Below are 16,006 nucleotides of genomic sequence, written 5' to 3' on the forward strand. Positions count from 1 at the left end.
GAACCCGACTTCGCCGGGAACGGGGTCACCCTGCCACACAACTTGCCCACTCGTCTATACGAGTATGCGTGTCGAGGCGTACGAGTCCAAAGAAGTGGCCTCGCGCACCGCCGATCAGGTCGCCGGAAGCTGGTAGGAGAGGACGTACGCGTCCGCCGCCATCACGGTGTCGCAGACCTCCACGGCCCGCCCCGCAGTGTCGAAGGCGGTACGGATCAGGTGGATCACCGGCACACCGGCGGCCAGTTGCAGCGTCTTGACCTCCGACGGGGAGGGCATCCGGGCCCGGATCTCCTCCTCGAAGTGGTCGAGCTGGTGGCCCAGTTCCTCGAGGCGGGCGTAGATGCCGCCGGGGCCTGGGTTGGGTTCGGCGATCTGGGTACCGCGGGCGATGTCGAGCGGGAGGTAGGACGTGGCGAACTCGACCGGCCGGCCGTCGAGCAGGTACCGGCGGCGCCGGGCGAGCACGCGCCGCACGGAGTCGCCGAGTCGGTTGGAGATGTCCTGGCTGGCCTTCTCCTCCTTGACCTCCAGGCTGTCGACCTTCGGCTGACTGCTGGCGGCGTCGGCCTCCACGATGAACGCGGACTTGCCCTGTTCACGGTGGCGCCGGGCGAACCGGTCGGAGGCGAGCCGTCGCACCGGTGGCCGGGGCCGGACGAAGACGCCCTTGCCGTGCTCGGCGTGCACCAGCCCTTCACCCTGGAGGATGGAGAAGGAGTTCCGGACCGTCATCCGGGAGACTCCGTAGTGCTCGACCAGTTCAGCCTCGGAGGGCAGCTTGTCCCCCTCCTTGAATCGCCCACGGTCGATGGCCTCGCGCAGCTGGTCGGCGATCTGCCGGAAGACGGCACGATCACTGGTCGGGTCGAGGCCGCCGAGAATGCTCGGTAGAGACGTCACGCGTACTCCTTTAGGTATCTAGACGAGTGGGCGAGTCTTGTTGCTACGGTGGAGAGCCTAGTCAGCCGAGAGGGCCGAGGAACGTGAGCACAGAACGCCCGCACTCCGTGAGCGTCGCCGGGGTCATCGTCGATGACCAAGGCCGGGCCCTCCTGATCAAGCGTCGCGACAACGGTCACTGGGAACCCCCGGGCGGGGTCCTCGAACGTGAGGAGACCATCCCCGAAGCCCTCCAGCGTGAAGTCCTCGAAGAGACCGGCATCAAGATCGAGCTTCCCGCGGCCCTGACCGGCGTCTACAAGAACATGACGGGCCTGATCGTCTCCCTCGTCTTCCGCTGCCGGGCGGCCGACGGTACTCCCACCACGGGGGACGAGACCCGTGCACTGCGCTGGGCCACCCGCGAAGAAGTCATCGAACTTGCCGACGAGGCGTACGCGATCCGCGTCCTTGACGCACTCGACGCGGCGTCCCCGCCGGCCACCCGCGCCCACGACGGCGTGAAACTCGTCTAGCCCGAACCCGCTGCACATGGCGGCCTACCAGCATGAAGGAACTTGTATGCACGAGTATACGAGTACAGCCCGGGTGTGGGGACTGTCTTGCCCAGGTTTCCCGGAAGAGGTCAGCCGAGCCCGCCGCTGGACGCGGGACATCCTGCGTGGATCTCCCCTGGCCGAGGACGCAGAGCTGATCGTGAGCGAGCTGAGCGCGAACGCAATCCTCCACACGGCCAGCGGCCAGACATCCGGCAGCTTCCATCTGGCCCTCGCGGTCTCCCCGCAGGTGATCGCTCTGTCTGTCACGGACGACGGAGGCAGAGGCACCGCACCGAAGGTCGAGCACCAGGACCAGGAGGCGGAGCACGGCCGAGGGCTCGACATGGTCAGCGCGCTCGCTCACCGGGTGGTGGTCCACAGCAGCCAGAGCGGCCACACCATCACCGCGGAGCTCTTCACCGACATCCGACCGGGAGCCCACCTGTGCTGATGGACAAGCCCACCCGCGGCTACTGGTGCGAGTGCTGGACGGAAAACCTCGGGGAGACGACAGAGAAGCCAACCTTCCGCGCTTCCTTCGACGCGTACTCGGCGCCCCAGGCAGACAGATGGGTAGCCGTCGCGCTCCGCACGATCTCACCGGCACTCGATTCCGACGCCTCGGACGAGGCATGGGCATGGCTCCACGATGGCCGCAGCGAAACGAGGCGTGCCCTACTGCGTCAGGAACCATGCACGGTGACCATCACCCACGCTGGCACCCGCATCACCTGGACCATCCGCCCAGTGCTCTTCCTGCCGCTCGCACACCGTCAGGGCGCCGAACTCCCAGCTTGTGCACACGACTTCAAGCCCCACGCCACAGACTGAGTTACAACTTTCTTTACGGGTTCAAGCACCCGTCGTCGCTTCGCTCCTCCGGGCGGGCATACAGAGCATGAGGTCAGAACACGTCGTGGCTGGGGCGGTCGGCTCCACGATTTTAGCCTCGCGCTTTCACGAAGCGGGCTGTCCAAGGGCTGACCAGAAACGAGGAAAGCGCCCTTGACCTGCGACGATAGGACTTGCTGAGGGTCCTGTTGGCTGCAAGGAAAAGAGCACTTTCCAGGTGAGAGAGCCTATCTCGTCGTACCCGCGTGTCCGTGTCCAGGGGGACGGCCGTCAGGTGGTCTCGCAGGCAGGTTCGGTCCTGCTGGTGGAAACGGTCCGCAAGGCCGGTCTCGACCAGGTGATATCCGCCGTGCTTGCTCCGTGGCGGAGGCCGCGGGCCCTCCACGACCCGGGGAAGGTCGTCCTGGACCTCGCCCTGGCGGTCGCGATGGGCGGGGACTGCTTGGCCGACGTGGGCATGCTGCGGGCCGAGCCGGCCGTGTTCGGGCCGGTCGCCTCCGACCCGACGGTCTCCCGCCTGATCGACACCCTCGCCGCCTCCGGCGACACCGCCTTGCAGGCCATCCGGTCCGCTCGGGCCGAAGTCCGCGACAAAGTCTGGGAGTTGGCTGGCCGGAAGGCGCCAGACGCGGACGGGACGGTGACCATCGACCTGGACGGGGTGCTGGTGATCGCGCACTCCGACAAACAGGACGCCGCCCCGACCTGGAAGCGGACCTACGGCCACCACCCGCTGATGGGGTTCGTCGACCACGGCCCGGCCGGCACCGGGGAACCCGTCGCGGCCCTGCTCAGGCCCGGGAACGCGGGATCGAACACCGCCTGTGACCACATCACCGCAGCCCGCCTGGCCCTCGCTCAACTGCCGAAGAAGTACCGGCGCGGACGGCAGACCCTGATCCGCACCGACTCCGCAGGCGGCACCCACGACTTCGTCGCCTGGCTCGCCCAGCGCGGGCGCTGGCTGTCCTACTCCGTCGGCATGGTGATCACCGACGCGATCCACCAGCACGTGCTGAAGGTCCCGACCTCGGCCTGGACACCGGCCGTCGAGCCGGACGGCGAGATCCGGGACGGCGCCTGGGTTGCCGAACTCACCGGCGACGTCCTGGCCGGCTGGCCGAAGGGCATGCGGCTGATCGTCCGCAAGGAACGACCTCACCCGGGCGCCCAGTTGAGGCTCACCGACGCGGACGGCATGCGGCTGACCTGCTTCGCCACCAACACCGTTACCCGGCCGATCGCCGACCTCGAACTCCGTCACCGGCTGCGGGCCCGGGCCGAGGACCGCATCCGGGCCGCCCGGGCCACCGGGCTGCGGAACCTGCCCCTGCACCACACCGCTCAGAACCGCATCTGGCTCGAGATCGTCCAGATCGCGCTGGACCTGCTGGCCTGGATGCCGATGCTCGCGCTGACCGGCAAGGCCAGACTCTGGGAACCCCGCCGCCTGCGGCTCCGCCTGTTCACCGCGGCCGGGCAACTCGTCACCACCGGGCGCCGGCGGATCCTCCGTCTCGCCCGGCACTGGCCCTGGACCAGCCACATCACTGCCGCCCTCGACCGGCTCGCGCACCTCCCGAACCCCGGCTGACCAGCAGATTCCCTGTCCCGACAAGCAGCACCACCCGACCCGGAGCAGTGGAACCCGGCGCCTACCCGAGGCGACACCCGGGCCGCAGCCCTGCCCGCCCTCAACCGCAGAACGAGAAATGGTCCGCCAACTCCGTCGGCGGACCATCACGAAAGTTCGAGGTTAGACAGCCACTTTGGGGCGAGCCTCGAAGATCATGGCCCCAACGTCGTGCTTTACCGGGCAGGTCCACAGACTGCCCGACTCGCCGGAAGCTTACGGGGCCATGATCACTCGCCCCAAAGCAGCTCCAGTCCAAAGTCGTTCCACCGACCTTGCGCCAAGATCATCAGGCGCCACGGCGGAACCAATAGCTAGCACGATCCGGCCGCCGCAGACGCAGGCGCTTCGCGTCATAGGCTTGTCGTGCCTTGAGAGCCCCTTCCGCAGCACTGAAGTTGCTGACTGGGCGATAAATATTCCGACCCTGCAGACCTGTGAGCGCCGCCTGGGTAAGAAACGGGTGCTGCAGTCCCAGCGCCACGACGGCCTGCATGGCTGCCTCCTGTTCGGCGCCCCCGACTGCGTGAACGCGAAGCTGCACTATGTCCAACGCAGCATCGATGCGCTTCAGCAAGTCAGGATCGGTAGGTCCAGTGATCTGGTTGGCGAGCTGAGTTCGGAGGACATCAACTAGCGCCCCCTCCTGAAGCAGAGGTTCCAGCGCGCCCTCACTCACCACTGAGTCGCCTCGGGCATGCGCCCTACTCATGAGCGCGACGAAAGCGGCCGCAACCCTGGCGTCAGCTTCGACAAGCGCTACGTGGGTGAGCCTCCGCTCTTCCCGTAGCTTTACCGCAAATTGAAGGGCTGCAACAAATACGGCAGCAGTGATCGTCGCGATGCCAGTCACAATCGCCGTAATGACCTTCGGATCCATGGTCAGAAGCTAGCGAATCGGCTTCACGTAGGCGTCAGCTTTAGAAGAATCGAGTAGGTAGAGCGGGAGCGTCAGGCCACTGGGCCGGCTCTGGGCTGTCGACGGCCGGTTGTTCTGCGTCGCGGTCGACGCGGTCCACGGCCCTAGGTGACGTTCTGGGGACGGGAGCTGACTGTCTGCGTCCCCGCCGATCTGGAACGGTTCCTCTTGCACGCGCACTGGTGTGAGGTGCTCGATGTGTCCTACGGTCCGCGCGGGAACCCTGGTGTCAATGGGCTCGGTCTGGTAGTGCGAGTGCAGGAGGCCACCAACGGCGTGGTGACCCGGCCGGTCATGGTGGGCCGGGCCTGGGCCGACCGGCGCACCGACGACTGGGAAGGTGCGATCCCGGAATGTGAATGGTTGGGTCGTCTATGGCCTCATCCAGGTGGAACGGAATCCTGGCCCCCGCCCGGTCACAAGACGCGCTGGGGCGGCTGGCAACCTCCCTTCTAGCCCGACCCCTTCCTGCGGTGAGCTTCCGGCGCGCAGGCGGGAAGTCCGCCCCGTGCCCGCCACGTGTCCGATCGAGCGGCGAAGCCCGGGGGGGGGTAGCGGGGAACAGCGGAGCATGGCCCGAGAAACCACGGGTCAGCAATCGCCAGCTCAGACCCGATCCGCATACGCGATCTTCCAAACTGGTGATCCAGGATCGGGGAAGCGGCGCTTGACTGGGTCATTGAAACTCCAGTCCAAAGCCGTTCCACCGACCTCGGATTCTGGCTAACGGCTGACAGCAGCACCGTCTGCAGGGCAAGATCTTTGTGACGGCCTCAGCGAACAGCGGCGACAAGCGTGGCGGCGACGCGCTACAGGAAATAATAGAGGGACAGAAGGCGAGAATTGCGATGGCAGATCCGGCACAGTTTGGACACGATCGACTGGCGCACCTGCTCTCGGACCGCTTACTGAGCGTACCGCGATTTCAGCGAGGATATTCGTGGGAACCGGCTAACGTAACTGAATTTTTGGACGATTTGAAAACGGCCCGAAACGAGTCACAACCTTATTTCATGGGCACAGTGGTCCTCGCTGATGACGTCGCAGACCCCAGTCGGCAGAGCATCGTAGACGGCCAGCAGCGTCTCACAACCACCGCTATCTTGGTAACAGCGGTGCGTGACAGGTTGCGGCAACTCAATAAACTCGAACCGGCCAACGTGATCGACAAGAATTTCCTTCGCACTTTCGACCTCGAAGAAGAGGACAACGTAACGCGCCTAAAGCTCAACGCAGAGGACGTGCGCGTCTATGAAGACATTCTCGCCAACCAGGCACCAATAGACGATAAGCATCCGATCGCGACATGCCACAAGATGTGCCTTTCTCACCTGACAGAAATAGCACCATCTGAGGCTCACTACAGGGACTTGGTTAATGTTGTAACGCACTTGGACAAGAATGTGCAGGTGCTGCTTGCTGTGGCCTCCGGGCTCCCCGAAGCATATGTAATCTTCGAGACGCTCAATGATAGGGGCGCCGACCTTACTACCGCAGACCTCCTGAAGAATTACCTGTTCAGTCAATCGAGGACCTATTTGGATCACGTTGAGCAGCAGTGGTCGACCATCTCACGTGAGTTCGACAAGCCTGAGGATCTGGTCAAGTTCATCAGGCATGAACACTCCTCGCGCGAAGGGAAAGTAACGACACGCAAGCTCTATAAGGTTTTGCAGTCGAGTATCGGGAGAGGGCAGAAAAGGGTTCGGGATTACGTTGGACGGCTCGAAGATAGCCTGCAGCCGTTTACTGCCATCCGAGAACCGGATAGCGAGTTTTGGGGCCGTACAGACATCGACGTAAGGGACTCGCTTTTGGCCTTTCGTAGATTCGGATTCGAATCTAGCATGCCCCTCCTTCTCGCCATTCTCAACAGTTGGGAGATCACGCCTGCGGCCAAGATGGTGAATAAGATTGCTGGCTGGTCGGTCCGCGCATGGTTCGCCGGGCGGCTCGGCGGTGGAACTGCAGAAGAAGTTTTCAGTGATGCTGCCGTGGCGGTTTCTGCCGGGAAGTCGAAGAACCAGGAGCATGTTTTCGAATCACTGACCAAACTTATCCCCACGGATCAAGAGTTCCGTCAGGCTGTAATCTCATCAGGTGCTGTGAGTACAGGGCGAGCTAAATACCTACTCGCACAAGTGGAGCGTCAGTACCTGGCTGCACAAGGTATGAGCGTCGAAGCACAGCCCGACTGGAGTGGTAAGTCGGTATCTGTCGAGCATATTCTAGCCAGAAGCTCAGCGCAGGCCGAGTTCTCCTCGTCGGCGGATTACGAGCGCTTCCAGGCCGGTAGGGATAGCTTGAAAAACTACACCTTGCTTGAACGTACTCTGAATCGAAAACTGGAAGACAAGCCATTTGAGGAAAAGTCTCAGGTGTATCAGCAGTCCAAATTTTTGCTCACGCGAGAGCTTGGACAGAACACCACTTGGACGCTTGCCGATTCTGACGCCCGAGCAGTGGAGCTGGCCAAGCTTGCCATCGCAGCATGGCCTTACAGGTAGGAGGTCATGGCGCGGCCGGGGGGCGTGGTCGCTGAGGATGCGCCGCCCGGCACCAGTCACCAGGTCAGGGTCTGCCTCGACGAGTGGCGGCCTGGCGACGAGTGATCGCCCCTGGGCCGTCCCTGGGCCGTCCGAGACCGCTCAACAGTGGCCGACGACGACCAATGACGACCACTCGGCCGCCCATGAGCACTGCCCTGACCAGCAAAAACCCAGCTCCCCAGGATCCCCGACAAGACCCAGGGCAAGAAGACACCTGCGAGCGAGGAGCCTGGACCACGTGAGTGGCCGCAGTTCACGGGCGGCTGCGGCAGCCAAGGTGAACGTGCCGGCCCAGTCGTGCCATCCAGAGAGCGCATTCCACGGGGATGGCTAACTGAGCGAGCAAGACCGGCAGAGCAGAGCGGCCCTCTTCCGGTTGTGTGGTGTGGAGAGGAAAGCCCTTCTACAACGAGGGCAGAGCCACCATCGGTCCTTGTTTGAACCAGGGTTCACGTCAGCCGGGGTGACCTCCCCATTCAACGTCGGATGCCAGATCGCAGCCACATGGGGGAATAGGTCGGCGAGGGAACGACCTGGCTTAGGGGTCGCGCGGGAATTGCCTGATCGTGTCCGACCGCACATTGGGCACCCCGAGCCATTTGCTGTGCGGTTGGTTATGAGAGCCTGCCACTCATGCTTGCACGCGGTACAGGCCCACCAAACCTTCGTGTTGGCGTAGGGGGCTACTCGGTCAGGGTCCGTAGTGTTCTTCGTCGTATGCCACTCTGCGGCAACGTCGGGGAACTCGGAGGCAAGGCTTATATCTCGCAGAGAATAGATGTCGATGTCGGCTTGTGCGGTGGCGATGGGTCGCCTGGCCGAGCGGTAGTTTCGTATATCGGGGACGTCGCATCCGAGTTGTGCGAGACCCTCAACGGTTGCGCACATGAGAGTGTGCGCATCGGCGTAGGCGGGAACAGGCACCGACACCTCACCGACGTCCAGTTTGGGCAGTTTCCCTTCGCGTAGTCGCAGCACGTGCCAGCCGACGCCAAGTAGGGCCTTCGTCTGCGCCTCATCGCGTGCCATATTTCCGGTGTGCCAGAACTCCCCATCGAGTTCGACAACGACACGCCAGTCGGCCAAAACGATGTCACCTCGGACGGCACGCCGACCGGTGACCTTGATCGGTTCGTGCCGCGCCGACACCGGCAATCCAAGAGCAGTCAGCTCGGCAGCGAGACGGATCTGCTGAGCTGATGTGCCATGCAGCAGACACAGCGGGCAACGCCGACCGTTGGCACGGTGAACAATTCTCGTGGGCCATTCGTGGCCTTCACGGCATCGCCACCACACCTTGCGATTCGATTGGGGCTTGACAGCCTCAGGTCGCAGCGGGTGATTGAGAGTTGGATGCCACTCGGCAGCCACATCGGGCAGTGCATCGGCCAGCGACCCATCCTTCGGTGGCGTATGTTGCTTCTCTGCCCGCTTCCGCGCCGAGCACTTGCGGCAGCCAGAGCCACGTGAGGTGCGCGAGCTCGGTGCCGCCCGCCAACTGAGTCCGCATCTTGAGCAAAGCCACCACACGCCCCGTAGGCTTCCAGGGCGGATATCTGCGGGGCTCAGAGTCCCATTGCGATCAACGTCCCACTCAGTGATCAACTCCGGCTGCAGGTCGGCCAGAGACTGCCCCAGTGCGGGACGACTGGCTGCCTCAGCACGTCGGCGGCGAGCGCAGGATGGGCAACCCGAGCCGTGAGCCACGCGGTTCGCTACGGATGCCTGCCATTCATGCTGGCACTCTGAGCAGCGCCACCACGCCCGATAGTCACTACCGCCCGTCACGGTGGACGGCTCCCGATCGTTCCGGAGTGGATGCCACTCGGCAAGCAGGTGGTCTGGTAGCCGGAGCCCTCTCCGGGGAGACGTCGTTCTTCGCTCCCCGGCACGGAGACGAGCGGCACACCTGCGGCATCCCTGGCCCGAAGCCCGCAATCTAATCATGGCCTGCCACTCGTGACCGCATGTCGGGCAACGCCACCACACCTTGAGCGACCGGTTCGGCTTTACGTCAGTCGGCAGTAGCGGGCTGTTCTTCTCCGGGTGCCATTGGGTCGCCAGCTTCGGGTCCGCCTCGGCAAGCGATTCACCTGCCCCCGGAGTAGTGCGGCTTTCACGGACAAGCCGCACTGAGCACTCGGGGCACCGGGAGGCTCGCTTCGTTCGGTTGCCGACGACCGCCTGCCACTCATGTGCGCACTTCGAGCAACGCCACCAGACCTTCAACGCCGAGAAAGGCTTGACATTCTCAGGGGCCAGCTTCCCGTTGAGGATATGGTGCCAGTCGGCCGCGACGGCGGGATAGCGCTCGTTGAGTGACTCCCCCGGCTGAGGTTTCCGCAGCGGCATCTTCAGTCCCTTCAGGTCGGCGGCCGACCGTGGCCCCTCTGACGTCCGGGGTTGACATCAACGGCTGCGCACACCGGCAGATCCCGACAGGCAACCACGGGATGGGCATCTACGGCGGACGGTATCGACCACCGGCGGAACGGCCCACTGATCGAACTCCTAAAGCGGGGATCGAGGGCTGGCGTCACTGCTCGCGGTGCTGAGCGAACACCTGCTGCTGCTCGTCCCGCCAGGTCCAGTTGGCCGGCCGGGCGAAGGGCAGGCTTCGAGCAAGGCCGGAGAACTGGTCGGATGGCTCCCGGCTCGCCTTGTTCACCACGATCGCCGAGAGCATCGGTGCTCGTCCGTCCTCGTTACGGTGAAGGCAGACATCCTTGAGCAGGTAGGTCATGACTCCGCGGTGAGGCGGGATGGAGTCGAAGCCCTGTGTCGCCAACTCGGCGCTCAGCTCCCCGTACGTGATGGTCTGTCCCCGACGGGCCCGCTCCCGCAAGATCTCCACTGCCGCTTCGACCGCTGTCGGGTACTCCGGATCCGTGATCCTCATTGCCCCTCCCCCATCGCATGGCCACTGCCCAGCCTGCGCATACCGGCCAGGCACACCGGCCCGGTACTGCTACAAGCAGACGAAGAGATCGTGCCAGAACCGTGCCAGATCGTGCACGGAACCATGGGGAATGGCGGGGACCAGGGCGCCAGCCTGTCAGGCTCCGGTGCCGCTCCGCCGCAGGTCAGTTCAGCGACCACTCGTAGACAACCCAAGCTTCCCAAGCTGAGAGCTTGGGCTCGGCTCCACCCCTCGCGGCCACCCAACCAGCGCTCTGGCAAAGGCTGTCAGCAGCAGATGCGCAAGAGCGCACGTCTCGCCGACCTGGCAGACTGCGGCCCATGAAGCGGTCTGCTCGTCTGCCTTTGACCCCGCGTCCCATGCCCCCGCTCCGCGGCGACGAGTCAATCGTCGGCGTCCCGGACGCAACCGTGGTCGACTTCTGGCGGTTCGCCATGCCGGACCTCCGTATGAACAACACACGCGGCCTGTTCGCCGAATTTCTGGTCCACCAGGCGGTCGGCTCCCACAAGCCTCGTGTGGAATGGGCAAGCCACGATGTCGAGACCGACGACGGACTGTGCATCGAAGTCAAGGCTGGCGCATACCTGCAAGCCTGGGATCAACGAGCACCGTCCCAGATCCGCTTCAGTGGGCTCCGCGCTCGCACGTGGTCACCTGATAGCGGTTACTCAGAGGCGAGGTCGTACAACGCCGACGTCTACGTTTTCGCCGTCCAGACCGCTCGTGAACACGCTGTCTACAACCCGCTCGACACAGCCCAGTGGCTGTTCTACGTACTCCCCCACCCAGTCGTCGCCGCTCTGGACACGGACAGCGCCAGCCTGGGCGCGGTTCGCGCGGCGGCCGGCCCACCAGTGCCCTTTGCCGCCCTCGGTGACTGCATCCGGTTGGCCGATCCCCGCCCCGGCACGACCGCCGACTGACGAGCGAAGCCCGTGCCACGACCGTGCCAGATACAGGGGTCAGCCACGGTCAATACAGGTGCCTGGCGGACGCACCTGCGCCCGGTAGCTCCACCATCAGAGCCGCAGGTCACCGGCCAGACACCCCATCCTCTCTCCTAAAGCGGGTGTCGCAGGTTCGAATCCTGCCGGGGGCACAACGAATTACCGCTCTGACCTGGGGTTTATCCCCCAGGGAGGGCTCCTACTCGGCCTCGGACTCCTCGTCCGGAGCCGTTTGCGTGAGCGGACGGGGAGATGATCTTCCGAACATCACCCACCCGATCGGCATGCCGCAATATCGCTGCGGACACTGTGGCGCCCTCGCCACACCGAACCCACCGCGACTACCGGCCTCTCCGCCCGCCGCCACGGACCGCGAGGGCAGCCCAGAGTGACGTCCGGGCCGCCTTTCGGCCGTTGCTCACGAATTCTCTGCCTCGTCGGCATCCAAAATCTCAAGCGCGCGCGGCACGTCATCGCAGTCCCGCCAGCCGACTGGACGAGGGTCGCTGAAGGCAGATGGCACGTCTACGTCCCCCCAGACCGGCAGTGGGTCGCTGAGAGCCGAAGGCACATAGACGTCCTCCCAAGTCGTCGTAGGCGTCTCTGCCTGGCAGGGTGAGTTATGGGGGTCAGGATTCATCTCTCTCCTCCAACTGTCGCGGCGTGCTTCTGACAGAGCTGGTTCACAACTTGAGATGGAGAGCGAGCGCCACCCACACGGCTACCGCCAGCGTCATCGCCGGAATGAGCGAGGGGTGCGACACGGCGATGATTCCGGCAACCACAGCGCCCAGCGCAGCAATCGCAGTACGTTCGCCCTTCATGTACTTCCTCCATCAAAGCGGCACGGCACCCGCCGCCGGGGGCCAAGGCCGATCTTGGAGAACCGAGGGGTTAGCGGCGCAACCCCAGCCACGGGGGCTGCGGTTCACCGTTCCCCGAAGCGACTGACGAAGTGAACCCGCACCGCGAATGCCGAGCGGTGCTCACGGAATCGTGAGCCCGGGCCCCACATGGCCCGCTGGTCAGCCCTGGTCGGCCAGGCCCAGGAGCTGCCGCCTGTGGGTACGACTGTTGACCTCGTTGTAGGGGAAGTGCGCGCGTGGGACCGTAGGCCCTGGATATGGGTGGATCTCACGGCACCCGAGAACAGCGAAGGCTGACCGTGCCCTTGGCATGCCCGACAGGGCGACGACCGACGGGGCACAACGGGGAACCACAGCTCACAGCCTAGGAACGCACAGGTCAGCCTCTTGCCAGCTCAGGCCGCACCCGCGTACGCGTTCTTCCAAGCGGGGGCTCTAGCGCACCCGCTCTGACTGCTAGCTTCCCCGGCCCCTCGGTCATCGCCCACACCAAGCGAGGGCGCACCCCTCTGTTCGCTCACCCCCAGGGCTCGACGCCCACCACGGCCTCGACCGGCACTGCCCCGTACACGTGCGGGAACTCCTCGCCGTTCGGCGGCATGGCCTCGTACCTCAGCGGGACATCGAGCCGGGCCGGGTCCACGACCAGCACCACCAACTCGTCGGGACCCTCGTAGTCGCCGTAGAGGAAGGCCGCGATACGCGGGAGCTGGTCGCGGGTGGAGAAGTGAACGAACCCCTCTTGTCGGAGCGTGCGGCCGCGGGTGGACATCTCGTAGGTGCCGGACTCACGGGCCGTCTCCCATAGAGGGCGCTCGGTGATGTGCACGATGTGCTGAGGCTTCGGCATGCAGCCACGTTACGGGCGCGGCCCTGCCGCGCGCGTCTGTAAATTGCGCCGGTCCGGCAGGCTGTGACCAACTGCCGCACTGATTGTTGAACTCTTGGCCTAGGCTTCTGCCTGCGGTGGATCAGAGGGGACGTTGAGCGGCGATACCAGGAGATCTGCAAGCGCCGTTGACTCTGCACCAGCGCTGCCGCGCCTCAGCGCCCGCGGCGCAGGCGCTTGGCGGCGGCCTTGCCGTCGCTGCCGTCCATCGAGCGGACGACGGTGACCACGGCGCAGCCGAGCACGAGCGAGATGAAGGCGAGCATCGCGAGGTTCACGGCGATGGCAGTGAGGACGCCGACGAGCAGCGGGCCGAAGTAGACGCCGGCCGCGACCGGACCGGCCCCGACACCGGAGCCGAGTGCGACGCGCTGCACTGCGCGGTCCGGCGGCACTTAGTGGATGTGCACCACCTGTGGCCCGGTGGGCTGTTGGGCGGGCAGGGAGGCAGGGTCGGCGTAGACGTGGCTGCCGTCGGGAAGCTGGACGACCGTCAACGGACAGTGCGCGGGGAGCTGTTCCATGACGCACCCTCCGGAACGTTGTCGGGGAAAGTGCAGGTCGAACACATGCCGAGCGAAGACGGGATGACGTATCCCGCGTCACGGCGACACTCGGGGCAGGTGCGGTGGGCGGCTTTGGTCTTGGCCAGAGCTGCCCAGCGGGCCGAGGTCATCAAACGCACCGGCTTGGCGCGGTCGATGCGGTAGAGACACCTCAGGCGCTCATCGGGTCAAGTTGGTTGTGGTCGAACAGGGGGGTGCTTCTGTTCTGTGAAGTCGTGGCACGATCGGGGCGTGGAGAGTCCGGATCCCGCGTTGCGCCATCGCCTCCTGATGGAGGCACTCATCGTGTTGGCGGCGCCTGCGCCGGCCCAGACGGCATGGCTGGAGAAACACGGTGTCGTGGCGGATGAGATCGCCCTCGATTTCGATCACGCGTTCCGCATGGCCGAGCGCCTGGTGGAGGAGGGACTCCTCCGCCGTGGTGCACTACCCGACCTGCGGATGATCGATTCGATCTTCGATGAGATGACTCGCGATGAGTCCCCCGATCGGTGGACGACAGCGGCTCTGATCAGCGACGTCGGGTGGGGCCATGCCCGCGGGCTGGCCCAGCAGGTTCTGGCCCGGGAAGGCGTGGAGGCGTCGGTGCTGCCTGACATCTGTGTTATCCGGTAGCGCAGCCTGGTGGCTCAGGCCGATGCTGTCTGCGAGGGGACGCTCCCCTCGGGAAAGGCCACGGTCTCGTCATAGGTTCGGTTGTACTGCAGGCAGTGGTAGAGCTGGCCGATCATGCCCGGGAGCGGCGAACTGCTCCTAGTGGCGCGTCACCTCGTCGAGCAGCTCGGCCGGGAAGGAGACGGCCCGTACCCCGGCCGCTGCAATGCTCTTTCTTCTTGCCCGTTGGTGAGACATCAGCCCGGCGACCGCAGTCGGTCACCCTGCGTTGGGGTGGGCGTTGGCGTCCGCCGCTACTTTGCCCCCTCCGTCAACAGGGAGGGCGAGCGTTGAGAGGAAGAACAGTGTTGGCCGCGGCGTCGGTCGCGCTGGTTGCGGGTGTGCTGAGCGCGCCGGCTGCCCAGGCCGACTCGAAGGGCGACATCCGCATCACCAAGGTCGTGGTCAACCACGGCAAGAACGTGGTCGTCGGCACCAGTGGGAGGTTCACCTATCCCATCGCCGTCACGGTCAAGGACAACCACGGAGTCAAGGGCCTCACCCGGGTGAGCACCTTCAGCAGGGATCATCTGCTCGGCTTTGCGGCCTGGACGGGCACCTCCTGCAAGGAGACCAGCGCCACGACCTCCGTCTGCACGGCGACGATGACCATCGACCCGGCGTGGGCGCCGGTCCTCACCGACAAGGTGAACCGTGTGGCCGGGGTCTGGGTGGTCAACGCTGATGCCAAGGCCAAGGACGGCGACTTCTGCGAGGGGGATGGCATCGCCTCCTACAAGGTCAAGCGGGCGTCCCGGCTGACCATCGATGCGACCCCGCAGCAGGTCGCCAAGAACGGGACGCTCACAGTGAAGGGCAAGTTGACCCGGGCCAACTGGGAGACCCTGAAGAACCCGGGCTTCGCAGGCCAAACGGTGCGGCTGCAGTTCAAGAAGTCCGGCACCTCTTCGTACAGCACGGTCAAGACCGTGACCACCGACAGCACAGGCCGGCTGAGCGCGAAGGTAAAGATCACTGCCTCGGGCACGTGGCGTTGGAGCTTTTCCGGCACCACGACCACAGCGGCGGGATCGTCCACCGGCAACAGCGTCAAGCTGAAGTAGTACCGGTGACCCCAGGCTTCCGGCTCGTGTGTCGGGAGCCTGGGGACGACCGTCACCGCGAGGTGGCGAATGCCGCGTTCGGCGGAACCCCGGCGCGGGCCCTGGCCCAGCCACCGGGGAGGATCAAGCAGGTTCGGCGCGTCACCCATGTCCTACGGCATAACCGCGGCTTCCGGGGAGAGCTTTGCCGGAAGCCCGAAGCGCAGCTCACGCAGCTTGCCTCTCAAATGCCGCGGTGGTCGGCGTGTGGGCCGACAGTTGCATATCACCTCGCAGGACGGCCGCTGTCTACGTATGGTCATGCGTCGAAGGCCACCCAGTCGAACAACGGCACGGGGGCATGCCGGGTCGGGGGCAGGGAGACGGTGAGCAGGAAACGCTACGTTGCCAGGGGCGTGCCGGGTGGCTACCGGATCTGGGACAACCGAGGACGCCGCTGGTGGGGCGACCTTTACGAATTGTGCCCCGACGACCTCCTGACCGAACTCAATGGTCAGGCGGACCAGGCGCGAATCACCGCGCTGTTGAAGCACTACAGAGCACTGAAGCGATAGGCGGCGCCGAGTGCTCGACGATGCACACCACAAGCGCACCAGAAGGAGACCGAACTGACCGCGTACGACCCCAGGTGGAGCGTCCACTGGCCGAGGCGCCGCCCGAAGACGTGATCGGACTGCTGTCCCGGACCACGGAGGACTTGCG

16 protein-coding genes, 1 tRNA gene and 3 pseudogenes are annotated in these 16,006 nt (G+C 65.0%); 11 read left to right on the forward strand and 9 right to left on the reverse strand.

Features of this window, described 5'->3' with window-relative positions; genetic code table 11:
• Window positions 1–114: 114 nt before the first annotated feature.
• Window positions 115–903, reverse strand: coding sequence for a GntR family transcriptional regulator (locus tag CP978_RS15010; protein WP_043441149.1), 789 nt, complete (start codon window positions 901–903; stop codon window positions 115–117).
• A gap of 107 nt (window positions 904–1,010) precedes the next feature.
• Between CP978_RS15010 and CP978_RS15015 the strand changes: the two genes are divergently transcribed.
• From CP978_RS15015 to CP978_RS15030, 4 genes are all read left to right on the forward strand, one after another.
• The gene (locus tag CP978_RS15015; RefSeq protein WP_043441150.1) at window positions 1,011–1,418 is read left to right on the forward strand and encodes an NUDIX hydrolase; all 408 of its coding nucleotides are present in this window, start codon (window positions 1,011–1,013) and stop codon (window positions 1,416–1,418) included.
• A gap of 46 nt (window positions 1,419–1,464) precedes the next feature.
• Complete coding sequence (locus tag CP978_RS15020; protein WP_043441152.1) at window positions 1,465–1,893, forward strand: ATP-binding protein; 429 nt, start codon at window positions 1,465–1,467, stop codon at window positions 1,891–1,893.
• The gene (locus CP978_RS35640) at window positions 1,893–2,273 is read left to right on the forward strand and encodes a hypothetical protein (RefSeq protein WP_043448665.1); all 381 of its coding nucleotides are present in this window, start codon (window positions 1,893–1,895) and stop codon (window positions 2,271–2,273) included. Before CP978_RS15020 ends, CP978_RS35640 begins: the two co-directional genes overlap by 1 nt.
• Window positions 2,274–2,511: 238 nt before the next feature.
• Window positions 2,512–3,888: an IS1380 family transposase gene (locus tag CP978_RS15030; protein ID WP_043441155.1), complete on the forward strand. Its 1,377-nt coding sequence runs from the start codon at window positions 2,512–2,514 to the stop codon at window positions 3,886–3,888.
• 328 nt (window positions 3,889–4,216) lie between these two features.
• Here the strand turns inward: CP978_RS15030 and CP978_RS15035 are convergent, their stop codons facing one another.
• Window positions 4,217–4,807 (reverse strand): hypothetical protein, encoded by a 591-nt coding sequence (locus CP978_RS15035; protein ID WP_144401453.1) that lies wholly within the window; start codon window positions 4,805–4,807, stop codon window positions 4,217–4,219.
• 803 nt (window positions 4,808–5,610) lie between these two features.
• Here CP978_RS15035 and CP978_RS15040 point away from each other — a divergent pair.
• Window positions 5,611–7,353 (forward strand): DUF262 domain-containing protein, encoded by a 1,743-nt coding sequence (locus tag CP978_RS15040; protein ID WP_144401454.1) that lies wholly within the window; start codon window positions 5,611–5,613, stop codon window positions 7,351–7,353.
• Window positions 7,354–7,725: 372 nt separating this feature from the next.
• On the opposite strand, the gene CP978_RS36395 is transcribed toward CP978_RS15040, so the two are convergent.
• Entirely contained in the window at window positions 7,726–8,481 is a 756-nt protein-coding gene (locus CP978_RS36395; RefSeq protein ID WP_227745631.1) for a zinc-ribbon domain-containing protein, read from the reverse strand.
• Here CP978_RS36395 and CP978_RS35645 point away from each other — a divergent pair.
• Window positions 8,434–8,595 (forward strand): hypothetical protein, encoded by a 162-nt coding sequence (locus tag CP978_RS35645; RefSeq protein ID WP_227745673.1) that lies wholly within the window; start codon window positions 8,434–8,436, stop codon window positions 8,593–8,595. The genes CP978_RS36395 and CP978_RS35645 overlap by 48 nt on opposite strands.
• Before the next feature lie 27 nt (window positions 8,596–8,622).
• Here the strand turns inward: CP978_RS35645 and CP978_RS36400 are convergent.
• Window positions 8,623–9,747: pseudogene (locus CP978_RS36400) on the reverse strand (zinc-ribbon domain-containing protein); the annotation flags it as partial.
• Window positions 9,748–9,931: 184 nt separating this feature from the next.
• Window positions 9,932–10,294 (reverse strand): hypothetical protein, encoded by a 363-nt coding sequence (locus tag CP978_RS15050; RefSeq protein WP_043441158.1) that lies wholly within the window; start codon window positions 10,292–10,294, stop codon window positions 9,932–9,934.
• A gap of 380 nt (window positions 10,295–10,674) precedes the next feature.
• Here CP978_RS15050 and CP978_RS15055 point away from each other — a divergent pair, with 380 nt between their 5' ends.
• Window positions 10,675–11,241 (forward strand): hypothetical protein, encoded by a 567-nt coding sequence (locus tag CP978_RS15055; protein ID WP_052454133.1) that lies wholly within the window; start codon window positions 10,675–10,677, stop codon window positions 11,239–11,241.
• 101 nt (window positions 11,242–11,342) lie between these two features.
• Window positions 11,343–11,417 (forward strand) — tRNA-Arg (locus tag CP978_RS15060).
• Window positions 11,418–11,948: 531 nt separating this feature from the next.
• Here CP978_RS15060 and CP978_RS34880 read toward each other — a convergent pair.
• From CP978_RS34880 to CP978_RS35650, 4 genes and pseudogenes are all read right to left on the reverse strand, one after another.
• The gene (locus tag CP978_RS34880; protein ID WP_158508332.1) at window positions 11,949–12,089 is read right to left on the reverse strand and encodes a hypothetical protein; all 141 of its coding nucleotides are present in this window, start codon (window positions 12,087–12,089) and stop codon (window positions 11,949–11,951) included.
• A gap of 559 nt (window positions 12,090–12,648) precedes the next feature.
• Entirely contained in the window at window positions 12,649–12,981 is a 333-nt protein-coding gene (locus CP978_RS15065) for a DUF952 domain-containing protein (RefSeq protein ID WP_043441161.1), read from the reverse strand.
• A 194-nt stretch (window positions 12,982–13,175) separates the two neighbouring features.
• Window positions 13,176–13,544, reverse strand: a pseudogene (locus CP978_RS15070) (DUF6251 family protein).
• A pseudogene (locus CP978_RS35650) lies at window positions 13,514–13,732 on the reverse strand (RRQRL motif-containing zinc-binding protein); the annotation flags it as partial. The pseudogenes CP978_RS35650 and CP978_RS15070, both read right to left, overlap by 31 nt.
• Window positions 13,733–13,817: 85 nt before the next feature.
• Between CP978_RS35650 and CP978_RS15080 the strand changes: the two are divergent.
• The 3 genes from CP978_RS15080 (at window position 13,818) to CP978_RS35655 (ending at window position 15,858) form a co-directional block, all read left to right on the forward strand.
• The gene (locus tag CP978_RS15080) at window positions 13,818–14,201 is read left to right on the forward strand and encodes a hypothetical protein (protein WP_227745377.1); all 384 of its coding nucleotides are present in this window, start codon (window positions 13,818–13,820) and stop codon (window positions 14,199–14,201) included.
• A gap of 329 nt (window positions 14,202–14,530) precedes the next feature.
• Window positions 14,531–15,304: a hypothetical protein gene (locus CP978_RS15085; RefSeq protein ID WP_174498637.1), complete on the forward strand. Its 774-nt coding sequence runs from the start codon at window positions 14,531–14,533 to the stop codon at window positions 15,302–15,304.
• A 365-nt stretch (window positions 15,305–15,669) separates the two neighbouring features.
• Window positions 15,670–15,858, forward strand: coding sequence for a hypothetical protein (locus tag CP978_RS35655; RefSeq protein WP_079162153.1), 189 nt, complete (start codon window positions 15,670–15,672; stop codon window positions 15,856–15,858).
• Window positions 15,859–16,006: the final 148 nt, after the last annotated feature.

The organism is Streptomyces nodosus, from assembly GCF_008704995.1.
Lineage (GTDB): Bacteria > Actinomycetota > Actinomycetes > Streptomycetales > Streptomycetaceae > Streptomyces > Streptomyces nodosus.

Bases quoted from the DNA above. Each gene is read 5' to 3' on its own strand.
- CP978_RS15065 (WP_043441161.1), bottom strand. From the start codon at position 12,981: ATGCCGAAGCCTCAGCACATCGTGCACATCACCGAGCGCCCTCTATGG.
- CP978_RS34880 (WP_158508332.1), bottom strand. From the start codon at position 12,089: ATGAAGGGCGAACGTACTGCGATTGCTGCGCTGGGCGCTGTGGTTGCC.
- CP978_RS15055 (WP_052454133.1), top strand. From the start codon at position 10,675: ATGCCCCCGCTCCGCGGCGACGAGTCAATCGTCGGCGTCCCGGACGCA.
- CP978_RS15035 (WP_144401453.1), bottom strand. From the start codon at position 4,807: ATGGATCCGAAGGTCATTACGGCGATTGTGACTGGCATCGCGACGATC.
- CP978_RS35640 (WP_043448665.1), top strand. From the start codon at position 1,893: ATGGACAAGCCCACCCGCGGCTACTGGTGCGAGTGCTGGACGGAAAAC.
- CP978_RS15050 (WP_043441158.1), bottom strand. From the start codon at position 10,294: ATGAGGATCACGGATCCGGAGTACCCGACAGCGGTCGAAGCGGCAGTG.
- CP978_RS15020 (WP_043441152.1), top strand. From the start codon at position 1,465: ATGCACGAGTATACGAGTACAGCCCGGGTGTGGGGACTGTCTTGCCCA.